Here is a 21,300-nt window from a genome sequence, read left to right on the forward strand (position 1 = left end):
CCTGGCGGGGGAGCGCGTGCCCGCCGACGACCCCCGCGCGCACGCGCTCCCCCGCCAGGTGTCCGAGACGTTCGACCCGGGTGCGTGGCGCGACGTCGCCGGGTTCGAGGAGCTGACCGACGTCACGTACCACCGGGGCGTGGAGCGCGACGCGGACGGCGCCGTCGTGCGCGACCTGCCCGTGGTGCGCGTCGCGTTCGACCGCCCGGAGGTGCGCAACGCGTTCCGCCCCCACACCGTGGACGAGCTGTACCGCGTGCTCGACCACGCGCGCATGACGTCCGACGTGGGGACGGTGCTCCTCACGGGCAACGGCCCGTCCCCCAAGGACGGCGGCTGGGCGTTCTGCTCCGGGGGCGACCAGCGGATCCGTGGGCGCTCGGGCTACCAGTACACGACCGCGCCCGACGGCGGCGGAGACGTGCACACGCGCGACGCGGTGGACCCGGCCCGCGCGGGGCGCCTGCACATCCTCGAGGTGCAGCGGCTCATCCGGACGATGCCCAAGGTCGTGGTCGCGGTCGTCAACGGGTGGGCGGCGGGCGGCGGGCACTCGCTGCACGTCGTCGCGGACCTGTCGATCGCGAGCCGCGAGCACGCGCGGTTCAAGCAGACCGACGCGAACGTCGGCTCGTTCGACGGCGGCTACGGCTCGGCGTACCTGGCGCGGCAGGTGGGGCAGAAGCGGGCGCGGGAGATCTTCTTCCTCGCGCGGGAGTACTCGGCGCAGGACGCGTACGAGTGGGGGGCGGTGAACGAGGTCGCGGACCACGCGGACCTCGAGGCGCTGGCCATCGAGTACGCGCGCACGATCGCGTCGAAGTCGCCGCAGGCGATCCGCATGCTCAAGTTCGCGTTCAACCTCGCGGACGACGGGCTCATGGGCCAGCAGGTCTTCGCGGGCGAGGCGACGCGGCTCGCGTACATGACCGACGAGGCCGTGGAGGGGCGCGACGCGTTCCTGGAGCGGCGCGACCCGGACTGGGGCCGGTTCGGCTACGCGTTCTGACCCGGCGGGTCAGGAGCCGGCGACGAGGCTCGTCAGCATCTCGATGAGGCCGCGGCCGACGAACGCCGCGGCGACGGCGAGGCCGAACAGGAGCCCGACCGAGATCGCGACGGGCGCGGCGGAGCGCGCGGCGCCGGGCTCGTCGTCGCGCGGCGTGCGCGGCGCGTAGGAGGGCGGGAGCCGGCCCTCGGTCGAGCGCTGCGCGGCGCCCTCGCCGGGGGTGCCGGGCTGGGACGGGTGGACGGGGTGCGGGACGACGGTTGCCATGACTCCACGGTCCCGCCCGGGACCCCGTCTCCGCGTCGGCCCCGCGGCTCGACCTGGATGCCCGCCGGTCCCCCTCGGGGCGGAGCGGTCGTACGCCGTGGGGAGGACCCCGGGGGCCGCCGCCGGCAGAGACGGACCGTCAGCCGGCCTCCCAGCTCCCCGACCCGACCGGCACGAGCTCGATCCACGAGGCCCCGGGCTCGAGCTCGACGGGCTTCCCGTCCGCCCCGGTGAGCACCACCGGGGACTCGACCGTCTCCTTGGACCACGTCACCGGCACCTGCTTGCCGCCGCTCGCGACGACGCCCTCGCCGGTCCCCACGAGCTTCGTCTCCGGGACGGGCACCCCCGCCGGGTCCTTGAACGCCGTGTCCTCCATCGGCGCGGACAGCAGCACGACGTTCGTCGCCGAGAGCCGCACCTCGTCCGAGGACACGGCGGGCGTGTCGCCCTCGCTGCGCACGTAACGACCCTCGTCGGCGTTCCACTCCCACACCGCGCTGCTCGCGAACGTGAGCCGCACGTCGAGCCGCGTCGCGGCGCTGCCCGCCACGGTGGCGGTGCCGGTCCCCGGCTCCCGGGCGAAGACGAGCTGGGCGGGCGGGGGCGTGGTGCGGTCGCCGTCGGCCTGGGCCCAGAACTCCTCCGGGCTGCCGTACACGTTGTGCGGCGCACGGCGCGCGCGGGTCGTGGTGAACCCGTCGTCGCCCTCGTCCATGACGACCGACTGGACCCCCGCCGCACCGACGGCATCGATGAACGGCTGCTGGCCACCCGTGTACGCGAGGATCCCGTGCAGCGGACCGACGATCGCCGGGTCCATGGGCCGGACGGAGCGGACGGGCCCGACGCGCTCGGGGACCTGCGAGTGGTAGACGGCGACGAAGCGCGTGATGCCGCCCTCGACGACCTCCTCCCACACGACGTCGGCCTGCTCGAGGCCGGTCTGCGGCCGCGCCTGGGGCGCGTTCTCGATCTTCACCGCGAGCGCCGGGCGGTCCGCGACCTCCTCGGCCTCGACGCCGGTCAGCGGCCACACGAGCGGCACGTCCGGCGTGGGCGGCGCCCCCTTGTCCGCGGACACGTCCGCGTCGACCGTCTCCGTGGTGGGCGCGGCCGGCTCGCCGCCGCACCCCGCGAGCAGGACCGACGCCGCGGCGAGCGCGACCACCAGCCTCGCCCGGACCGCGCCGTGCCCTCGTGCCGTCCTCGTCATCCTCGACCTTCCCGTCGGTCCAGGACCCGGTCCTGGCGCTGCCCCTGCGACGGACGTGCGCTTCCCGGTCACCCTACGGCCCGGCCTACGCTGATCCGGTGAACCGCGCCGTCGTCCCCGCCGATCTCGACGCCCTGGTCGCGGCGGTCGGCGCCGCGCTCGACGGCGCCGGCGCCCCGGTGGCGCCCGTCCCGCTGCTCGCCCGGCCCGGGCCCGCCGACGTGCCGCCGGGCGCCGCGCTCGTCCTGCGCACGTCGGGCTCGACGGGCGAGCCGCGCGAGGTCGTGCTGTCCGCGGCGGCGCTGCGCGCCTCGGGCGCCGCGACGCACGAGCGGCTGGGCGGGCCCGGGCACTGGCTCCTCACGCTGCCCGCGACGCACGTCGCGGGCGTGCAGGTGGTCGCCCGCGCGCACGCGGCCGGGCGAGGCCTCACGGTCGCACCGGACGACGAGCCGTTCACCCCGGCCGGCTTCGCCGCGCTCGTCGCCCGGGCACCGCGCGCCGCGCGCCGGTACGTCTCGCTCGTCCCCACGCAGCTCCACCGCCTCCTCGCCGCGGCGGAGGCGGGCTCCGACGGCGGCGGCGCGGGACTCGACGCGCTCTGCGCCCTCGACGCGGTCCTGCTCGGCGGTGCCGCCGCGCCTCCCGCGCTGCTGCGCCGCGCGCGGGCGGCGGGCGCGCGCGTCGTGACCACGTACGGCATGACGGAGACGAGCGGCGGGTGCGTGTACGACGGCGTCCCGCTCGGGGGCGCGCGCGTGCGCCTCGCACGCCCCACGCCGGAGGACGGGCCGGGCGGCGCCACGGGCGTCGTCGAGCTCTCCGGCCCGTTCCTCGCCGACGGCTACCTCGGCGACCCGGCCGCGACCGCGCACGCCTTCCGCACCGACGACGACGGCACGCGCTGGTTCCGCACCAGCGACCTCGGCCGGCTCGACGGGGCGCCGGACGAGCCGTCGCTCACCGTGCTCGGTCGGGCGGACGACGTCGTCGTCTCGGGCGGCGTCAACGTCGCCCCGGCCGCGGTCGAGGCCCTCGTCGCCGAGGTCGACGGCGTGGGCGAGGCGTGCGTCGTCGGCGTGCCGCACCCGGAGTGGGGGCAGGAGGTCGTCGCGGTCGTCACGACGGGCGGGCCCGCGCCCGCCGCTCCCGGCTCGGCCCCCGGCACGGGGGGCGCGGTCGCGGACGCCCCGGCCGCGCTCGTCGCCACGGTCCGGGACCACGTCACGGATAGGCTGGAGCGGGCGGCCGCACCACGTCGCGTGCTCGTCGTCGCGGACCTCCCGCGCCGCGGGCCCGGCAAGGTGGACCGCGCCGCGGTGGCGCGGCTCGCCGTCGGGCACCTCCAGGGCCGCCCTGGTTGAGCCGCCCGCGGTCCCACCACCCTGCACGACCCGCACGACCGAGACGGAGCACCATGGCCAGCACCACCGAGTGGGTCGCGGGCGCGCGCCCGCGCACCCTTCCCGCCGCCGCGACGCCCGTCATCGTCGGGTCCGGCGCCGCGGCCCAGGTGGACGGCTTCGCCTTCTGGCCCGCGCTGCTCGCCCTCGGCGTCGCGCTCGCGCTCCAGGTGGGCGTGAACTACGCGAACGACTACTCCGACGGCGTGCGCGGCACCGACCTCGACCGCGTGGGCCCCATGCGGCTCACCGCGACCGGCGCCGCGCGACCCGGGCAGGTGCGCGCCGCGGCGTTCGGCGCGTTCGGCGTCGCCGCCGTCCTCGGGCTCGTGCTCTGCGCGGTGACCGGCCACTGGTGGCTGATCGCCGTGGGCGCGCTCGCGATCCTCGCGGGCTGGTACTACACGGGCGGCCGCAACCCCTACGGCTACCGGGGACTGGGCGAGGTCGGGGTCTTCGTCTTCTTCGGCCTGGTCGCCACGCTCGGCACCACCTACACGCAGGCGGGGGTGGTCACGTGGCCGTCGGCCGTCGGGGCGGTCGCGGTGGGCCTGCTCGCGTGCGCGATCCTCATGGTGAACAACATCCGCGACATCCCGACCGACGTCGTCGCGGGCAAGCGCACGCTCGCGGTCCGGCTCGGCGACTTCCGTGCCCGCCGGGCCTACGTCGCGATGATCTGGCTCCCGCTGCTGCTGGCGGTCGTGTGCGCGTTCGCGTCGCCCTGGGCGCTCGGCACCCTGGTCCTCCTGCTGCCGGCCGTGCTCCTCACGCTCCCGGTGATCGCGGGTGCGCGCGGCCCGCTCCTCGTGCCGGTGCTCGCCGGGACCGGGCTGTTCGAGCTCGCGTACGGCGTGCTGCTGGGGGTCGGGCTCGCGCTCTGAGCACCGGCAGCAGGCCGCGGCCTCGGTGGGCTCAGCGGGCCGACGAGGTCCCGGGCCGCTCGGTCGGCGCCGGGTCCGTGCCCGGCGCGGCGGCCTTCTCCTCGCGGTCGAGGGCGGCATCCTCGGCCGCCGCGTCGAGGGCCGCGTCCTCGGCCGCCGCGTCGTCCTCGATCTCGCGCGAGAACCGCTCGCCCGTGCGCGCGCGGTGCTCGGCTCGCGCGGCGAGGTAGCGCGAGGCGGCCTCGCGGGGCTTGCGCAGGGTCAGGTACGACAGCATGAGCGCGACGACCGCGGCGACGAGGACGAGCAGCCAGCCCCGGAGGCCGGCGAACCAGAGCACGCCCAGCGCGGCGGCGAAGAGCAGCAGACGCAGGACGGAGTAGACGACGACAGGCACGAGTCCAGGGTACGGCCCGTAGGCTGGAGCCATGCTTCGCGTGCTGCTCCCCCTCATCGCCGTCGGCCTCGCGGTCTACGCGCTCGTCGACCTCGCCTCGAGCGACGAGGAGGAGCGCGGCGGCATCCCCAAGGGGCTGTGGATCGTCCTCATCATCCTGCTGCCGTTCCTCGGCCCCATCGCCTGGACCCTGGTCAAGCGGTCCGCGTCACGCTCGGGCTCGCGGTACGCGGGCGGGCTCCCGTCGGGCGGCTCGTCGAACGGCGGCACGCGCCGGCGCCGCAACGCCCCCGTCGCGCCCGACGACGACCCCGAGTTCCTCTGGCGGCTCGAGCAGCAGCAGCGCCGCCAGACGCGGGACGAGGCGCCCTCGCCCGCGACGGACGACGCTCCCCCGGCGACCGGGGACACGACGGAGGACGGCCGGACCGAGGACGACGGCGACGCGCGTCGACCCGGGGCGAGCAACGGGTCCGACGACGGCGACGACACCGCCCGCTGACCGACCCGCCGCGCACAGGTCGAGCGCTGCGTCCGCGGTCGAGCGCTGCGCGTCTGGACGCAGCGCTCGCGCGGGGACGCAGCGCTCGGTGCGGCGCGGTGCCGGACCGGGTCAGTCGCCCGGGTTGAGGCCCGAGTACGAGTGCTTGCCGTTGAACAGCAGGTTCACGCCCGTGAAGTTGAACAGTACGCACGCGTAGCCGACGATCACGAAGTACGCCGCCCGGCGCCCGGACCAGCCGCGGGTCGTGCGCGCGTGCAGGTACGCCGCGTACACGATCCAGACGACGAAGCTCCAGACCTCCTTGGGGTCCCAGCCCCAGTAGCGGCCCCACGCGTGCTCGGCCCAGATCGCGCCGCCGATGATGGTGAACGTCCACAGCACGAACGCGACCGCGTTGAGGCGGAAGCTCAGCGCCTCGAGCTGGAGCGGCCCCGGCGTCGAGTCGAGCCAGCGCCAGCCGCGCGCGCCGAGGAACGCGTTCCCGGAGTCGCGCGAGTCGCGCAGGAGCTGGAGCACCGACGTGACGAACGCGACGGTGAAGATGCCCGTCGCGATGATCGCGACGCCCACGTGGATGACGAGCCAGTAGGACTGGAGCGCGGGCTGCACGCCGGTCGCGGCGACGAAGAACGCGTTCTGCGCGAGCACGAGGAAGAGCACCGCGAGGCCGGTCACGAACGACCCGAGGAAGCGCACGTCGCGCTTGAGGGAGACTCCGAGGAACACCGCGAGGGCCACGAAGGCGCCGACGAGCGTGAACTCGTACATGTTGGCCCACGGCGTGCGGCCCGCGGCGATGCCGCGCGTGACGATCGCGACGAGCAGCAGCGCCGTCCCGAGCCACGTGAGCGAGATCCCGATGTTGGCGGCCTTGCGCGACGGCTCGGGCGCGGCGACGGGGGCGGCGTCGACGGCCTCCGGAGTGTCCGGGCCGTACGGCGAGACGGACGCGCCCGCGCCGGCGAGCACCTCCGCGCCGGGCGCCTTCGCGTCGGCCCGTGCCTCGGCCCGCTCGTCGTCGGCGCGGCCCGCGAGCCGCGCGAGGTCGATCGCGAACGCGACGAGCGCGACGGTCAGGGCAGTCGCAGCGGCCCAGACGAGGTCCTGGCTCAGCTCGGCTACGGTCATCGGTCAGCCTTTCGTGCGCGGTCGCGCGGTCGGGTCCTGTGCGGGACGCGCGGTGGAGCGGGTGCGGTCGGCCGGTGCGCGTCCCGGCGACGAGGTGAGGTCACCCTCACCCGATGGTGCCACGCCCGGGAGCGCGGCGAGAAGCGAGTCCACCTCGCCCTGGAGGCCGGCGTCGTCCCCGCGGGCGAGGCCCGCGACGGCGACGACGGTGCGCTCGCGCGGGGCGTCGTCGCCCGTCCCGGGCACCTCCTCGCGCCACGCGCGCACCCACACGCGGCGGCGCGGGGTGAAGAGCGAGACGGCGAGCCCCGTGAGCGCGCCGAGCGCGAACACGAGCACCCACGTGAGCGACGGGTCGTGGCGCAGGTCGAGCGCGACGTAGCGCGGCAGCGAGTCGAACGTGATCGTGCCGAGACCGTCGGGCAGGTCGACCGTCTCGCCCGGGGCGACGAGCAGCTTCACACGCTCGCCGTCCTCGTCGACCGACGGCGTGAGGTCGTCGGTGTCGAGGCGGTAGACGTTCTGCGGCAGACCCTCGTCGAGGCCGAGGTCGCCGCGGTAGACCTCGAGCACGAGCAGCGGGTTGATCGGCTGCGGGTACACCGACGCCGCGGTCTCGCCGTCCTCGCTGAGCTGGGCCGTCGGGAGGAAGTACCCGACGAGGCCGATCTGGTCGAGGCCGGAGGACACGTCGGGCACCTTGATGACGCCGCGCGAGGTGTACATCGTGTCCTCGGGCAGGAACGGCACGCGGCCGGAGAACGCGACCTCGCCGTCGGCGTCGTGCACCGTGACCTCGGGCGCGAACCCGTTGCCCTGGAGGTAGATCTTGGCGCCGCCCGCGGTGAGCGGGTGGTTGACCTTGATGGTCTCCTCGTGGGTCGTGCCGTCGGGGTCGCGCACGGTGACCGTCGCGGTGAAGTCGCGCGACTGCGCGAACGCGACGGAGTCCTGGGCGAACTCGGACTCGAAGGCGTCGAGCGTCATCGAGAACGGCACGAGCGACGACGGCCGGAACCACGCGCCGTTCTCGAACGTGTCGTAGTCGACGACCGCGTTCGCGAACCCGCGGCCCTCCGTGACGATCGCCTGCCCGCGGTAGTGCAGGAGCTGGCCCGTCGCGACGGCGACCAGGAGGCCGACGAGAGACAGGTGGAACAGCAGGTTGCCGGTCTCGCGCACGTAGCCCCGCTCGGCGGACACCGTGCGCGCCGCGGGCCGCGCGGCGGCGCGGCCCCGTGCCGGGGCGGCCTCCTCGGTGCCCGTGTCGACGCGGAACGTCGGCAGCCAGCGCAGACGGCCACGCAGGTGCGTGCTCGCGGCCGCGACGACGTCGTCCGGCGACGCGTCGGTGACGGCGCGCCCCTGTGCCGGGAAGCGGTCGAAGCGCCGCGGCGTGCGCGGCGGGCGCGTACGCAGCGCCTGCCAGTGCGCCTTGGTCCGCGGCAGGATGCACCCGACGAGCGAGACGAACAGCAGGATGTAGATGGCCGAGAACCACACCGAGGCGTAGACGTCGAAGAAGCCGAGCCGGTCGAGCCACTCCCCCGTCGTCGGGTTCTCCTGGAGGTAGCGCAGCACGGCCGCCGGGTCCTGGGGGCGCTGCGGCAGGACGGAGCCGGGCACCGCCGCGACCGCGAGCAGCATCAGCAGCATGAGCGCGACGCGCATGCTCGTGAGCTGGCGCCACGTCCAGCGCAGCGTGCCGCGCCACCCGAGCCTCGGGAGCGCCGGGCCGCCGTCGCCTCCCGCGTCACCCCCGCCACCCGACGGCGTCCGGTCCCCCGGGCCGTCGCCCGCGGAGAACGCGTCGTCGATGCCCTCGGGGCGGTAGCCCGTCGAGGTCGTCGGACGCTCTTCTGACCTCTCGGCCTGGCCGGTCCGCTCGGTCATCTCACACCACCGTCACGTAGCCGTCGATCCAGCCCTGCATGGTCGACGTCCACGTCGTCCACAGGCCCGTGACCAGCGCGAGGCCGATGAGCACGAGCAGCCCGCCGCCGATCCGCATGATGGCGAGGCGGTGCCGGCGCAGGAAGCCGAGCATGCGCTGCGAGCTCTGGAGCCCGAGCGCGATGAGCAGGAACGGCACACCCAGGCCGAGGCAGTAGGCGATCCCGAGGATCGCGCCACGGCCCGCCGAGGCCTCGTTCAGCGACAGCGACTGCACGGCGACGAGCGTCGGACCGAGGCACGGCGTCCAGCCGAGCCCGAACACGATGCCGAGCAGCGGCGCACCCCAGAGCCCGGCCTGCGGGCTCAGGTGAAGGCGCCGCTCGCGCTGGAGGAACGGGACCGCGCCCATGAAGGCGAGCCCCATGAGAATCACGACGACGCCGAGGACGCGCGTGATGACGTCCTCCCAGCGGACCAGGTGCACGCCGATCGCGCCGGCCGCGACCATGAGCGCGACGAAGACCAGGGTGAACCCGGCGACGAAGAGCCCGACCCCCGCGAGCACGCGCCCGCGGCTCGGCGCCGCGACCCGGGTGGCCGTCGTCGTCCCCCCGGACGCTCCGCGCCCGCTCCCGGCGTTCGCCGCGGCCATGCCCGAGACGTAGCCGACGTAACCGGGCACGAGCGGCAGCACGCACGGCGACGCGAAGGACACGAGCCCCGCGAGGACCGCCACGGGGACCGCCAGGAGCATCGACCCGCTCCAGACCGTCGCGGCGAACGTGTCGCCGACGCTCGTCGCGGCGGCCGCGGGGAGCGCGGCGGTCGGGACGGTGGCGGCGAGGGACGCGAGGGTGACCACGGTCAGCCGGCCGCCTCGTCCTCGGCGAGCACGTCGTCGACGAGCGCGTCCAGGGTGGAGCCCTCGGCGAGCCCGATGACGCGCGCCGCGACGCGGCCCTCGCGGTCGAGCACGACCGTCGACGGCACGGCCTGGAGCGGCACGGTGCCGGAGAGCGCCGCGACGACCTCCCCGCTGCGGTCGTCGATCGACGGGTAGGGCACCTCGAACCGGCGCTGGAACGCCTGCGCGGCGCCCGCCTCGTCGGTCGTGTTGATGCCGAGCACCTGCACGCCGTCGTCGGCGCGGTCGTTCGCGAGCGCCACGAGGTCGGGCGCCTCGGCACGGCACGGCGCGCACGCCGCGTACCACGTGTTGAGGACGACGACGTCGCCCAGCCAGGCGCTCGTGTCGACCTGCTCGCCCTCGTAGTCGGTGCCGGTGAGCGCGACGACGTCACCCCGCTCGCCGGCGTCCCAGGTGCGGACCGAGCCGTCGCCGGAGACGTAGCCCTGCCCGACGACGTCGGTCGTCGCGCCGGAGTCCTGGGCGCACGCCGCGAGGCCGAGCGTCGCGGCGACCACGACGCCCGCGGTCAGCACGCGGCGGACGGGCGGGAGGGCGCGCGGGTCACGCGCGCGCGAGCTGGCGGTCACAGCGTCATCACGGGAGGCACCCTGCCCGGGGTTCCTGGACGCCACCTGAGAGACGTGACCTCCGCCACTTCCGAACGGGACGGTTCGGGCGCCTGGACGGCGACGACGGCGTGAGACATGACCGACGTCACGCCCCCGCGACGGTCGCGGCGCCCGGGAGGAGGTCGGCGACCGGCTCGGAGTAGTGCAGGCCGACGAGGCGGTCGTCCTCGAAGTGCAGCGACGTGAGCGACGCGAGCGAGCACTCACGCTTGCGCGGGTCGTGCCACAGCCGGCGGTTCTCGAAGCTCAGGCGCGTGAGCCACACGGGGAGCTGGTGGCTGACGAGCAGCGCCTCGTGCCCGGCCGCCTTGTCCCGCGCGTCGGCGACGGCGGCCCGCATGCGCGCGACCTGCTCCACGTACGGCTCGCCCCACGACGGGCGGAACGGGTTCCACAGGTAGGGCCAGTGCTGCGGGTGGCGCAGCGACCCGTCCCCGACGCCGAACGTCTTGCCCTCGAAGTGGTTCGCCGCCTCGATGAGGCGGTCGTCCGTGCCGAGCTCGAGCCCGAAGGCCTCGGCGGCGGGCGTCGCCGTCTCCTGCGCGCGCTGGAGCGGTGACGCGACGACGACGGCGAGGTCGGCGCGCGGGCGCGACGCCCCGTCGGGGCCGGGCTCGCCCGCGAGGTGCGCGGCGACGCGGCGGGCCATCTCGTGGCCCCGCTCGGAGAGGTGGTAGCCGGGGATGCGGCCGTAGAGGACGCCGTCGGGGTTGTGGACCTCGCCGTGGCGCAGGAGGTGGACGATGGTGGAGACCATGCGCACCAGTGTCCCGCACTCCGGGCTCTGACCGGCACCCGGCGCACGCGACCCCGGGGCGGCGGCGGGGTCAGGCGTCGCGGTCCGCCTTGCACGCCGCGGCGACGGCGGCCATCGCCTCGCCGAGCGCCTGGAACTGCTCCGGCGTGAGCACGTCGACCATGAACCGGCGCACGGCCGCGACGTGCGCCGGGGCGGACGCCACGAGCACGCGGTAGCCCTCCGGCGTCATCGCGCAGTTGACCCCACGGCGGTCGCCCGTGCTCGCCGAGCGCCGCACCAGGCCGCGCGCCTCCATGCGCGCGACCGTGTGGGTGACGCGGCTGCGGGAGCGCGCGAGCCCGTCGGCGAGCGCGGACATGCGCAGCGTGTGGTCCGGGCTCTCCGAGAGCCGCACGAGGAGCTCGTACTCGTTGAGCGAGACCTCCGACCGCTCCTCGTGGTCACGCCCCAGCGACTCGATGAAGCGCACGGTCCCGTCGAGGTAGGCGCGCCACAGACGCTGCTGCTCGGCGTCGAGCCAGCGCGGCTCCGCGCTCGCGGTCGCGACGGTGCTGGCGGTCGTCGTCGGCTGGGCGTCGACGTCGTTGCTGGTCATAGGTCCTCGGGCGCTCGCGGACGGGGGTCGGTTCGGGGGCGGAACCTCGGGCAACATTCTTCCACCCCACCGGGAATAGACGGATCACCCCCTGCTGTTGATACGCTCGTACGAAGTTGAACCTTCAACCAAGTTCGGTCCTCCGGGACCCACGACCCCCTCAGGAGCACCCATGGCCACGCCGCTACCCGCCGGGCTCAACGCCGGTACCTACGCCCTCGACTCGTCCCACTCGCAGGCGGCCTTCACGGTTCGCCACGCCGGCATCTCCAAGGTGCGCGGCACGCTCGCCATCACGGCCGGCACCATCACCGTGGGCGACGACCTCGAGTCGACCTCCGTGACCGCCGAGCTCGACGCGGCGTCCGTGAGCACGGGCGACGCGAACCGCGACAACCACCTGCGCAGCGCGGACTTCTGGGACGCCGAGAACAAGCCGACGTGGAGCTTCGCGTCGACCAGCATCTCCGGCGACGGCGACGACTTCGTCGTGGCGGGCGACCTGACCATCAACGGCGTGACCAAGCCGGTCGAGCTCGAGACCGAGTTCGCGGGCACCGCGACCGACCCGTTCGGCAACGCGCGCGCCGGCTTCGAGGCGACGACGGAGATCTCCCGCAAGGAGTTCGGGCTGACCTGGAACGCGGCGCTCGAGACCGGCGGCGTGCTCGTCGGCGACAAGATCAAGATCGCGCTCGACGTCTCGGCCATCAAGCAGGGCTGACGACCGACTCCCGGACACCCTTCCCCGGGACCCTTCCCCGGGAACGCTGCACCCACCGGCAGGGGTGCCGCCCGAGGGGCCGCGTGCACCAGCACGCGGCCCTTCGTCGTTCAGCGGTCCTGCGCCTCGGCGAGCGCGCGAGCCTGGGAGTGGAACGCGAGGATCTGGAGCTCGCTGCCGACGTCCACGCCGCGCACGTCGACGTCCGCGGGCACCTGGAGGGCGCGCGGCGCGAAGTTGAGGATCTCGCGCACCCCGGCGGCGACGACGCGGTCCGCCACCGACTGCGCGTGCGCCGCGGGCGTCGCGAGGACCACGATCGACACCTTCTCGCGCGCCACGACCTCCTCGAGCGCGTCGACGTGCTCGACGACGAGACCCGCCGCCCGCGTCCCGACGACGTCCGGCGACGCGTCGAGGAGCGCCGCGACGTGGAAGCCGCGCTGCTCGTAGCCCGAGTAGTTCGCGAGCGCGTGCCCCAGGTTGCCGATCCCGACGATCGCGATGCGGTGCTCGTCCACGAGCCCCAGCGCCTCGGTGATGTACTGCGCGAGCGAGTCCACGTCGTACCCGACGCCGCGCGTGCCGAACGAGCCCAGGAACGACAGGTCCTTGCGGAGCTGCGCCGGGCCCACGCCGGAGAGCTCCGCGAGCTCGACCGACGACGTCGTCGCCACCCCCCGCGCCACGAGGTCCCGCAGCGCCCGCAGGTAGGACGGGAGCCGCGCCACCGTCGCGCTCGGGATCCCCGGCGCCGTCACCTCACCGACTACCTGCTCAGCCACCCGTCACCCCGTCGTCCCTGGGACCGTCCTCGTCGACGGTCACGCTCCACCGGGAGGAATCATCCCAGGTCCGCGCGCGCCGTCGAAATCCGACCCACCGCGCGCGCGAGCCGGCGGGCGTCCACCCGCCAGAAGCCCTGCTGGACGCCGCCGACCGTCACGACCGGGACGTACTCGCCGTACTGCTCGCGCAGCACCGGGTCCGCGCCCGGCGCGTCGACGTCCACCTCCGCCCACGCGACCCCCGCCTCGGCGCACACCGCCTCGACGACCGCCCGTGCGTCGTCGCACAGGTGGCACCCCGCGCGGCCGTAGAGGACGACGGGAGGGGCGGGGGCGTCGGAGGTGGTCACGACTCCCAGGGTACGAGGGACCCGCCCCCGGGACGGTCCGGAGACCGCCTAGAGTGGGGTCATGGCGACGTCTTCCGGTCCGGGCCCCGTCCCGCCCCCCGGGTCGACGGACCCCGAGGACGCACCGGCCGCCGAGCGCACGCCGCCCGCCCCCGCGCACCGCACCGCCGCGTTCTTCGACGTCGACAACACGATCATCCGCGGCGCGTCGTCGTTCCACCTCGCCCGCGCCCTCTACCAGCGCGAGTTCTTCTCGACGCTCGACATCGCGCGCTTCGCCGTCCACCAGGCGCGCTATCTCCTGTTCGGCGAGAACAAGCAGCAGATCGACCGCATCCGGTCGCGCGCGCTCGCGCTCATCGCCGGCCGCTCCGTCGCCGAGGTCACCGCGATCGGCGAGGAGGTCTACGACACCGTCCTCTCGCTGCGCATCTACCCCGGCACGCGCCGCCTGCTCGACGAGCACCTCGCCGCGGGGCACCAGGTGTGGCTGGTCTCCGCGACCCCGGTCGAGATCGGCGAGCTCATCGCCCGCCGCCTCGGCACGACCGGCGCGCTCGGCACCGTCGCGGAGCACGAGGACGGCTTCTACACCGGGCGACTCGTCGGCGACATGATGCACGGCCGCGCCAAGGCCGCCGGGGTGCGCGCCCTCGCCGAGCTCGAGGACATCGACCTCGACGCGTCCTACGCCTACGGCGACTCGCTCAACGACGTCACCATGATGGAGACGGTCGGCCACCCCTGCCCCATCAACCCCGACGCACGGCTGCGCCGCTACGCCCAGGACGTCGGCTGGCCCATCCGCGAGTTCCGCGGCCGTCGTCGGCGCGTCGCCCGCAGCAGCGTCCGCACCGCGAGCTGGGCCGGCGCCGCCTGGGCCGCCGCCCTCGTCCTGCGCTCCGTGCGCCGCGCCGTCGACCGCCGCATCGCCCGCCTCTGAGCCGACCAGCACGGCGGACCGCGGTTCTCCCCCGCGCGACCGCGGTTGTTCCTCGACGGGCGCCGGAGACGCGTCGAGCCCGGTCCCCACGGGAGGGGCCGGGCTCGACGGCGGGTCGGCGCGTCAGGACGCGCGCGACGTCACTTCTTGTTACGACGCTGGTGACGCGTCTTGCGAAGCAGCTTGCGGTGCTTCTTCTTGGCCATGCGCTTGCGGCGCTTCTTGATGACGGAGCCCATACGGTCCTCGCAATGCTCGAGCGGCGTGTCGGTCGGCGACCGGTCGACCGGCCGCGTGTGGTCCACGGTTGATCGGGGCGCCCCGGCGACCACGAGGGCGCCGCGAGCCGACCAACACGAGAGAAATCCGCCCCCTAGACTACCCGCTCGCGCTCGTGCCCCGGTACGCCGCCGCCCGCGGGGGCCCGCGGCGCTCCCGTGAGGCGCCGCCCGCCACGGCTTCAGTCGAAGTGCGGGTCAAGGCCCAGGAGCGGGAAGACGGCGCGGCGCGTGGCCGCGACGGCGCGGTCGACGTCGTCGTCCGGGTCGTAGCCGCTGCTCCAGCGCCGCACGTCGACGGGCGGGCCGAACGCGAGCGGGGCGTCGAACCCCGCGACCTCGGCCACGCGCGCGCGCCACTCCTCCGGCAGCGGCTCGCCCGCGGTCACGGGCCGGTGCACGACCTCCCCCACGACGGCCGACCACACGAGCGGCACGACGCGCGCGATCGCGTACCCGCCGCCGCCGAGCGCGAGCCACCGTCCGTCGGCGAGCTCGTGCGCGAGGTCGTGCACCCACCCCAGGGCGGTGCGCTGCGCGTCGACGGACACGTCGAGGTCGGAGAGCGGGTCCTCGCCGTGCGCGTCGCACCCGTGCTGGGTCACCAGGACCTCGGGCCGGAACGCCCGCAGCACGGGCGGCACGACGGCGTCGACCGCGCGGAGCCAGCGGGCGCCGTCGGTCCGGCGTGGCAGCGCGACGTTCACCGCGGTCCCCCCGGCGCCCGCGCCCCCGACGTCGGTCGGGTGGCCCGTCCCCGGGAAGAGCGTCGCGCCGCTCTGGTGGACGGACACCGTGAGCACGCGCGGGTCGTCCCAGAACGCCTCCTCCACGCCGTCGCCGTGGTGCGCGTCGAGGTCCACGTAGGCGACGCGCGCGACGCCGTCGTCGAGCAGGCGGCGGATCGCGACCGCCGCGTCGTTGTAGACGCAGAAGCCCGACGCCGCGCCGGCCTTCGCGTGGTGCATGCCCCCGGCGACGTTCACCGCGTGCCCGACGCGTCCCGCCGCGATCTCCCCCGCCGCCTCGTACGAGCCCGCGACGATCCGGGCGGCGGCCTCGTGCATCCCCGGGAAGACGGGGTCGTCCTCGGTGCCGAGCCCCCGCGCCGGGTCGGGCGTCCCGTGCACGGACGCCGCGCGCACGGCCGCGACGTACTCGGGGTCGTGCACGAGCCCCAGCACGTCGTCGCTCGCGGGCTCGGGTCGTAGGACCGCAGGCGCTGCGTCGCCGTCGAGCAGACCGAGCGCGCGCACCAGGCCCATCGTCAGGTCGAGCCGGGCCGGGGCCATGGGGTGGCCGTGGCCGAAGTCGTAGCCGAGGAGCTCCGGGCTCCACACGACGCAGGATCCGGGCGCCGCGGCGCCCGCACCGGTGGGGGCGGGCGACGACGTGGGGTCGGTCGTGGGCATGGCTCACGGTAACGCCCGACGGCGCGCACCCGCCCCGGTGGACCGGTCGCCGGACCCCGGTGCGGCACCCGGGCGCCGGAAGCGGCATGATGTCCCGGCGCCGGAGCGGCGACATGACGGGCCACCGGGCCCGTGGCAGAGTGGCGCGAGTGGTGAGGGAGGCTCCATGCCGACGAGCATGACCGGGCGCCTGTTCAAGGGGCGGGAGATCGTCGACCGCCTCGCCCGGCAGTCGCCCGCACGCCTCGCCGTCACGGTCTTCGCCGCCGTCATCGCCGTCTTCACCGCCCTCCTCATGGCGCCCTGGGCGACGGCGAGCGGACGGGCGGCGCCCTTCGTCGACGCGCTGTTCACCGCGACGTCCGCGGTGTGCGTGACGGGCCTCGTCGTCGTGCCGACCGGGACGTACTGGTCGACGTACGGGCAGGTCGTCATCCTGCTCGGCATCAAGATCGGCGGCCTGGGCGTGATGACGCTCGCGTCGATCCTCGGCATGGCCGTGTCGCGACGCATCGGCCTCACGCAGAAGCTCCTCACGGCGTCCGAGACCAAGACGACGCGGCTCGGCGAGGTCGGCTCGCTCGTGCGGGTCGTCATCATCACCTCGACGTCGCTCGAGCTGCTCATCGCGCTGCTCCTCCTGCCCCGCTTCATCGTCCTCGAGGAGACGTTCGGGGAGGCCGCCTGGCACGGGATCTTCTACGGCATCTCGGCGTTCAACAACGCGGGCTTCATCCCCACCGAGCAGGGGCTCGCGCCCTACGTGGGCGACTGGATGCTGTGCCTGCCGATCATCCTCGGCGTGTTCATCGGCTCCCTCGGCTTCCCCGTGATCCTCAACGTCATGCGCAACCGCAAGCGCGTCGGGAAGTGGAGCCTGCACACCAAGCTCACGCTCACCACGAGCGCCGCCCTCGTCGTCGTCGGCACGGTGCTCTTCGCGGCCGTCGAGTGGACGAACCAGCGCACCCTCGGCCCGCTCGCGTTCGGGGAGAAGCTCCTCGCCTCGCTCTTCGCGGGCGTCATGCCCCGCTCGGGCGGCTTCTCCACCGTCGACACCGGCGGCATGCACGAGGCGAGCTGGCTCATCACCGACGCCCTCATGTTCGTCGGCGGCGGCTCCGCGTCGACCGCGGGCGGCATCAAGGTCACGACGCTCGCCGTCATGCTCATCGCGATCGTGTCCGAGGCGCGCGGCGACCGGGACATGGAGGCCTTCGGTCGCCGCATCCCTCGCGACACCCTGCGGCTCGCCGTCGCCGTGTCCTTCGTCGGCGCGACCGCGGTCCTGCTGGCGAGCCTTCTCCTGCTGGAGATCACGGGCGAGACGCTCGACGTCATCCTCTTCGAGACGATCTCCGCGTTCGCGACGGTCGGCCTCAGCACCGGCATCACGCCCGACCTCCCCGACGCGGGCAAGTACGTGCTCGTCGCGCTCATGTTCGTCGGCCGCACGGGCACCATGACGTTCGCCGCGGCGCTCGCGCTGCGCGACCGCCGCCGCATCGTGCGCTACCCCGAGGAACGCCCCATCATCGGGTGAGCGACCCGCCCGCCGCGGCGTGCGCCGTCGGGCACCGCCACCGACCCTCCCCGACCACACGAAAGGCCCCACCGTGACCGACCCCTTCTCCCGCGGCGCCGACCCGAGCCCCGGGCCGGCGACCGGGAAGGACGCCCTGTCGGCAGACCCCGTCGCGCGGCGCATCGTCGAGCGCGGGCGTGCCGAGCGCTCCCGCCGCGACGAGGCGAAGGCTCCGCGCAAGGACGCAGGCGTCCTCGTCATCGGTCTCGGACGCTTCGGGACGGCCATCGCCGCGACGCTCGACCGCCTCGGCCAGGACGTGCTCGCCGTCGAGCGAGATCCCGACCTCGTCGCCCAGTGGAGCGGGCAGCTCCCCCTCGTCGAGGCCGACGCCTCCAACCCCGTCGCGCTCGAGCAGCTCGGCGCGCGCGACTTCCCCGTCGCCGTCGTCGGCGTCGGCACGTCGCTCGAGGCGAGCGTCCTCATCACGGGCAACCTCGTCGACCTGGGCACGCCGCAGATCTGGGCCAAGGCCATCTCCGCCGAGCACGGGCGCATCCTCCAGCGCATCGGCGCGCACCACGTCGTCTTCCCGGAGGCCGACGCCGGCGCGCGCGTCGCGCACCTGGTCTCCGGCAAGCTGCTGGACTACATCGAGGTCGAGGACGGGTTCACCATCGTCAAGATGCGACCGCCCCGCGAGGTCCAGGGCTTCACGCTCGCGCAGTCCAAGGTCCGCGAGCGCTACGGCGTCACCGTCATCGGGGTGAAGTCCCCCGGCGAGGACTTCCTCTACGCCAACCCCGAGACCCGCATCAGCGCGAACGACCTCCTCATCGTCTCGGGTCACGCCGACCTCCTGGAACGCTTCGCCGCCCGCCCCTGACGGGACCGACCGGACGGTCAGGACGGTCAGGTCGTTCAGGACGGCGGGCGGTGCAGGAGGAACAGCCCGCGGTGGAGCGGCCGGTCGAGGCGCTGGTCGTCCGTCGCCACGTACTCGTCGAGGACGGCGAGGATGCGTCGGTCGAGCTCGGCGACGTCGTCGTCCGACAGGTGGAGGCGGAACGCGGCGGACGTCGTGACGGCGTCGGGGCCGGCGGCGAGGGCGTCGTCGAGCGCCGCGGCGACGGGGCCGAACCGGACGTCGGGCGCGGTGCCGCGCAGGGGGTCGTCGAGCCACCAGGTCGCCCCGGTCGCGCGGTAGGGGCGCTCGAGCGCTCCCCCCGCACCGGTCCGCACCTCCGCGGGCTCGAGCAGGCCGGCCCGGACGAGCAGCCGGACGTGGTGGAGGGCCGTGCCGGGCGCGACACCGAGGTGGTCGGCGAGCTCCTTGTTGGTCATCTCGCGCGTGCCGCACTGCCGGACGATGCGCTGGCGCAACGGGTGGGCGAGGGCCTTGGCCTCGAGGGCCGTGGGCGGGCGGCGCCCGGGCACCTCGGGTGGCGTGGTCCCCGGCCCGGGGGCAGGGGCCTGCGGCGTGGGCTCGGCGCTCATGGACCCATCGTACGGCGGTCGATCGAGATCACCCGATCGATTGGGTTTTCTCGATCACTGTGCCATGCTGGGCCGCATGGACTCCCCGCCCCGCCGCCGACGCCCGGCCGGCACGCCCCTGGGTGCGCCGTTCCGGCGGCTCTGGACGGCGTCGACGGTGTCCAACCTCGCCGACGGCGTGCTCAAGGTCGCGCTGCCGCTCGTCTCGGTCCGGTACACCGACTCCCCCGCGCTCGTCGCCGGGCTGACGTTCGCCCTCACCCTGCCCTGGCTCCTCTTCGCGCTGCCCGCCGGCGCGCTCGCCGACCGGCTCGACCGCCGCCACGCGATGATCGGCGCCAACGTGGCGCGGGCGCTGCTCGTGGTCGCGCTCGCCGCCGTCGCGCTCGTGCCCGACGCCGGGAGCATCGCCGCGCTCTACGTCGTCGCGTTCGGGGTGGGCGTCACGGAGACGCTCTACGACACCTCGGCGCAGTCGATCCTGCCGCAGGTCGTCCCGCGCACCGCGCTCCCCCGGGCGAACGGGCGGCTGTACGCGGCGGAGCTCACCGCCAACCAGTTCGTCGGGCCTCCGCTCGGCGGGCTGCTCGTCGCGGCGGGCGCGGCCGTGGCGTTCGGGCTCCCGGGCGCGCTGTGGGCGCTCGCCGTCGGGCTCCTCGTCGGGTTGCCCGGCTCGTACCGCCCCGAGCGCACGACCCGCACGACGCTGCGGGCCGACATCGCGGAGGGCCTGCGCTTCCTGTGGCACGACCGGATCCTGCGCACGCTCGCCCTCATGGTCGGCGGCATCAACTTCGCGAGCAACGCCGCGTTCGCGATCTTCGTGCTCTTCGCCGTCGGCCCCGACTCCCCCCTGGGGCTGTCGGAGCCGGCGTACGGCGTGCTGCTCACGACGACCGCGGTCGGCGCGTTCGCCGGCTCGTTCGTCGCGGAGCGCGTCGTCGTGCTCGTCGGCCGGGCGCGCTCGCTCGCGCTGACCGTGCTCAGCACGGTCGCGCTGGTGGGGGTCCCCGCGGTGACGACGAACGCGTGGGTGATCGGCGCCGTCTACGCCGTGGGCGGCGCCGGGATCGCCGTGTGGAACGTCGTCACCGTCTCGCTCCGGCAGCGGATCACGCCCGACGCGCTGCTCGGCCGCCTCAACTCCTGCTACCGGCTCGTCGCGTGGGGGACGATGCCGCTCGGCGCGGCGGTCGGCGGCCTGCTCGGCGAGGTGTTCGGGCTGCGGAGCGTGTTCGTCGTCATGGCCGCGGTGTCCGCGACGACGCTGCTGGGCATGCTCGTCGTGGACGATCGCGCGATGGACGCGGCGGAGCAGGCCGCCGACGAGCGCGCCGGCGTCGGGGACCGGGCGGTCGAGCCCGCGGAGGACCCCGTCACCGAGGACTGAACCGCGCCGTCACCGCCTCGTCGCGCGAGCCCTCCGCCCCGGCGGCGGTCAGGCGGCGGGCCGGTCCTGGTGCGCCCGACGGCGCAGCGCGGCACCAGCCGCGACGGCCACCCCCGCGAGCACGGCGGCCCCGACGAGCCCCGTGCCGGTGGTGGCGAGACCGCCCGGGCGCGGGGACGCCGACGTCCCGCCGCCGGCCGTCCCGCCCGTGCCGGTGGACGGCGTCCCGCCGGGCTCCTGGGGCTCGCCCGGTGCGGCGAGGACGACGAACGGCTCGGACAGCACGTCGGCGTCGACGCCCGGGGCGACGACGCGGACGTGGTGCTCGCCCGGGGACGTCCCGACCGGGATCGTCGTCATGAGCTCGAACGCGCCGTCCGCGTCGGTCCTGACCGTGCCGAGCAGCACGGGCTCGCTCTCGAGCCAGACCTCGTAGGTGGCGTGCGACGTGAGGCCGGTGCCGCGGACCACGAGCTCGCCGCCGACCACGAACGGACCTTCGCCCACGACGACGCGCGGCCCTGCGGGCACCTCGCGGTCGGTGATCTCGACGCTCACGCGCACGCCCTCGGCCGGGTCCGGGGACGTGGCGGTGAGGGCGGCGGCTGACGCCGCTCCGGCGGGGACGAGGAGGGAGCCGGCGATCACGAGGGCGGCGAGCAGCCTGCGGGTGGTCGTCACGCGATGAACCTCTTCGTCCGGCCCGGGGGTGGGCGCTGCTGGGTCCCCCCGAACCCGGCTGGACGAGCGTCCAGCCGCGATCATCTTGCCATCTTGGACGCCTGAACTGAACA

Annotated in this window: 24 protein-coding genes; 9 read left to right on the top strand and 15 right to left on the bottom strand. The window is 75.0% G+C overall.

What is annotated here, in order from left to right:
• The first annotated feature begins 1 nt into the window (after position 1).
• Positions 2-1,009, top strand: a complete 1,008-nt coding sequence (locus A0J59_RS12100) for a 1,4-dihydroxy-2-naphthoyl-CoA synthase (RefSeq protein WP_255365172.1) — start codon at positions 2-4, stop codon at positions 1,007-1,009.
• A 9-nt stretch (positions 1,010-1,018) separates the two neighbouring features.
• Here A0J59_RS12100 and A0J59_RS12105 read toward each other — a convergent pair whose 3' ends face one another.
• Both A0J59_RS12105 and A0J59_RS12110 read right to left on the bottom strand, forming a co-directional pair.
• Entirely contained in the window at positions 1,019-1,276 is a 258-nt protein-coding gene (locus A0J59_RS12105; protein ID WP_047231562.1) for a hypothetical protein, read from the bottom strand.
• A gap of 139 nt (positions 1,277-1,415) precedes the next feature.
• The gene (locus A0J59_RS12110) at positions 1,416-2,492 is read right to left on the bottom strand and encodes a DUF3048 domain-containing protein (protein WP_053369578.1); all 1,077 of its coding nucleotides are present in this window, start codon (positions 2,490-2,492) and stop codon (positions 1,416-1,418) included.
• 98 nt (positions 2,493-2,590) lie between these two features.
• Here A0J59_RS12110 and A0J59_RS12115 point away from each other — a divergent pair, with 98 nt between their 5' ends.
• Entirely contained in the window at positions 2,591-3,856 is a 1,266-nt protein-coding gene (locus A0J59_RS12115; RefSeq protein ID WP_064316252.1) for an AMP-binding protein, read from the top strand.
• 53 nt (positions 3,857-3,909) lie between these two features.
• Positions 3,910-4,779 carry a 1,4-dihydroxy-2-naphthoate polyprenyltransferase gene (locus tag A0J59_RS12120; protein ID WP_064316253.1) on the top strand — a complete coding sequence of 290 codons (870 nt, stop codon included), beginning with the start codon at positions 3,910-3,912 and terminating at the stop codon, positions 4,777-4,779.
• Positions 4,780-4,810: 31 nt separating this feature from the next.
• Here A0J59_RS12120 and A0J59_RS12125 read toward each other — a convergent pair whose 3' ends face one another.
• The gene (locus A0J59_RS12125) at positions 4,811-5,176 is read right to left on the bottom strand and encodes a DUF4229 domain-containing protein (protein WP_064316254.1); all 366 of its coding nucleotides are present in this window, start codon (positions 5,174-5,176) and stop codon (positions 4,811-4,813) included.
• 31 nt (positions 5,177-5,207) lie between these two features.
• On the opposite strand from A0J59_RS12125, the gene A0J59_RS12130 reads away from it, so the two are divergent.
• Positions 5,208-5,678 carry a PLD nuclease N-terminal domain-containing protein gene (locus A0J59_RS12130; RefSeq protein ID WP_064316255.1) on the top strand — a complete coding sequence of 157 codons (471 nt, stop codon included), beginning with the start codon at positions 5,208-5,210 and terminating at the stop codon, positions 5,676-5,678.
• Between the two features lie 111 nt (positions 5,679-5,789).
• Here the strand turns inward: A0J59_RS12130 and ccsB are convergent, their stop codons facing one another.
• The 6 genes from ccsB to A0J59_RS12160 form a co-directional block, all read right to left on the bottom strand.
• Positions 5,790-6,809, bottom strand: a complete 1,020-nt coding sequence (ccsB, locus tag A0J59_RS12135; protein WP_047231556.1) for a c-type cytochrome biogenesis protein CcsB — start codon at positions 6,807-6,809, stop codon at positions 5,790-5,792.
• A gap of 3 nt (positions 6,810-6,812) precedes the next feature.
• Entirely contained in the window at positions 6,813-8,702 is a 1,890-nt protein-coding gene (locus A0J59_RS12140; RefSeq protein WP_064316256.1) for a cytochrome c biogenesis protein ResB, read from the bottom strand.
• A gap of 1 nt (position 8,703) precedes the next feature.
• On the bottom strand, positions 8,704-9,459 hold the full coding sequence (locus A0J59_RS12145) for a cytochrome c biogenesis CcdA family protein (RefSeq protein ID WP_047231702.1): 756 nt from the start codon (positions 9,457-9,459) through the stop codon (positions 8,704-8,706).
• Between the two features lie 110 nt (positions 9,460-9,569).
• Entirely contained in the window at positions 9,570-10,202 is a 633-nt protein-coding gene (locus tag A0J59_RS12150; RefSeq protein ID WP_082140963.1) for a TlpA disulfide reductase family protein, read from the bottom strand.
• A 127-nt stretch (positions 10,203-10,329) separates the two neighbouring features.
• A complete protein-coding gene (locus A0J59_RS12155) occupies positions 10,330-11,001 on the bottom strand; it encodes a histidine phosphatase family protein (RefSeq protein WP_047231554.1) in 672 nt (223 codons plus the stop codon).
• A 70-nt stretch (positions 11,002-11,071) separates the two neighbouring features.
• Entirely contained in the window at positions 11,072-11,599 is a 528-nt protein-coding gene (locus A0J59_RS12160; protein WP_047231553.1) for a MarR family winged helix-turn-helix transcriptional regulator, read from the bottom strand.
• Between the two features lie 172 nt (positions 11,600-11,771).
• Between A0J59_RS12160 and A0J59_RS12165 the strand changes: the two genes are divergently transcribed.
• Positions 11,772-12,323, top strand: coding sequence for a YceI family protein (locus A0J59_RS12165; protein WP_053369575.1), 552 nt, complete (start codon positions 11,772-11,774; stop codon positions 12,321-12,323).
• A 110-nt stretch (positions 12,324-12,433) separates the two neighbouring features.
• Here A0J59_RS12165 and A0J59_RS12170 read toward each other — a convergent pair whose 3' ends face one another.
• Complete coding sequence (locus A0J59_RS12170; protein WP_197088739.1) at positions 12,434-13,108, bottom strand: redox-sensing transcriptional repressor Rex; 675 nt, start codon at positions 13,106-13,108, stop codon at positions 12,434-12,436.
• A gap of 59 nt (positions 13,109-13,167) precedes the next feature.
• Positions 13,168-13,461 (bottom strand): glutaredoxin family protein, encoded by a 294-nt coding sequence (locus A0J59_RS12175; protein WP_369799770.1) that lies wholly within the window; start codon positions 13,459-13,461, stop codon positions 13,168-13,170.
• A 61-nt stretch (positions 13,462-13,522) separates the two neighbouring features.
• Here A0J59_RS12175 and A0J59_RS12180 point away from each other — a divergent pair, with 61 nt between their 5' ends.
• A complete protein-coding gene (locus tag A0J59_RS12180; RefSeq protein ID WP_082918979.1) occupies positions 13,523-14,404 on the top strand; it encodes an HAD family phosphatase in 882 nt (293 codons plus the stop codon).
• Positions 14,405-14,544: 140 nt separating this feature from the next.
• On the opposite strand, the gene A0J59_RS21240 is transcribed toward A0J59_RS12180, so the two are convergent.
• Together A0J59_RS21240 and A0J59_RS12185 are read right to left on the bottom strand one after the other, a co-directional pair.
• Entirely contained in the window at positions 14,545-14,643 is a 99-nt protein-coding gene (locus A0J59_RS21240; RefSeq protein WP_003792170.1) for a 30S ribosomal protein bS22, read from the bottom strand.
• A gap of 221 nt (positions 14,644-14,864) precedes the next feature.
• Positions 14,865-16,094, bottom strand: a complete 1,230-nt coding sequence (locus A0J59_RS12185) for an acetoin utilization protein AcuC (RefSeq protein ID WP_082918980.1) — start codon at positions 16,092-16,094, stop codon at positions 14,865-14,867.
• Positions 16,095-16,260: 166 nt separating this feature from the next.
• Here A0J59_RS12185 and A0J59_RS12190 point away from each other — a divergent pair, with 166 nt between their 5' ends.
• Entirely contained in the window at positions 16,261-17,637 is a 1,377-nt protein-coding gene (locus tag A0J59_RS12190) for a TrkH family potassium uptake protein (protein ID WP_047231549.1), read from the top strand.
• A 163-nt stretch (positions 17,638-17,800) separates the two neighbouring features.
• The gene (locus A0J59_RS12195) at positions 17,801-18,505 is read left to right on the top strand and encodes a TrkA family potassium uptake protein (RefSeq protein WP_047231698.1); all 705 of its coding nucleotides are present in this window, start codon (positions 17,801-17,803) and stop codon (positions 18,503-18,505) included.
• A gap of 35 nt (positions 18,506-18,540) precedes the next feature.
• Here A0J59_RS12195 and A0J59_RS12200 read toward each other — a convergent pair whose 3' ends face one another.
• On the bottom strand, positions 18,541-19,116 hold the full coding sequence (locus A0J59_RS12200) for a transcriptional regulator (protein ID WP_082918981.1): 576 nt from the start codon (positions 19,114-19,116) through the stop codon (positions 18,541-18,543).
• A 76-nt stretch (positions 19,117-19,192) separates the two neighbouring features.
• Between A0J59_RS12200 and A0J59_RS12205 the strand changes: the two genes are divergently transcribed.
• Positions 19,193-20,506 (top strand): MFS transporter, encoded by a 1,314-nt coding sequence (locus A0J59_RS12205; protein WP_172820053.1) that lies wholly within the window; start codon positions 19,193-19,195, stop codon positions 20,504-20,506.
• A 48-nt stretch (positions 20,507-20,554) separates the two neighbouring features.
• Here the strand turns inward: A0J59_RS12205 and A0J59_RS12210 are convergent, their stop codons facing one another.
• Complete coding sequence (locus A0J59_RS12210; protein WP_064316258.1) at positions 20,555-21,187, bottom strand: hypothetical protein; 633 nt, start codon at positions 21,185-21,187, stop codon at positions 20,555-20,557.
• Positions 21,188-21,300 lie beyond the last annotated feature (113 nt).

The sequence above is a fragment of the Cellulosimicrobium sp. I38E genome (assembly GCF_001647255.1).
Classification (GTDB): domain Bacteria; phylum Actinomycetota; class Actinomycetes; order Actinomycetales; family Cellulomonadaceae; genus Cellulosimicrobium; species Cellulosimicrobium cellulans_E.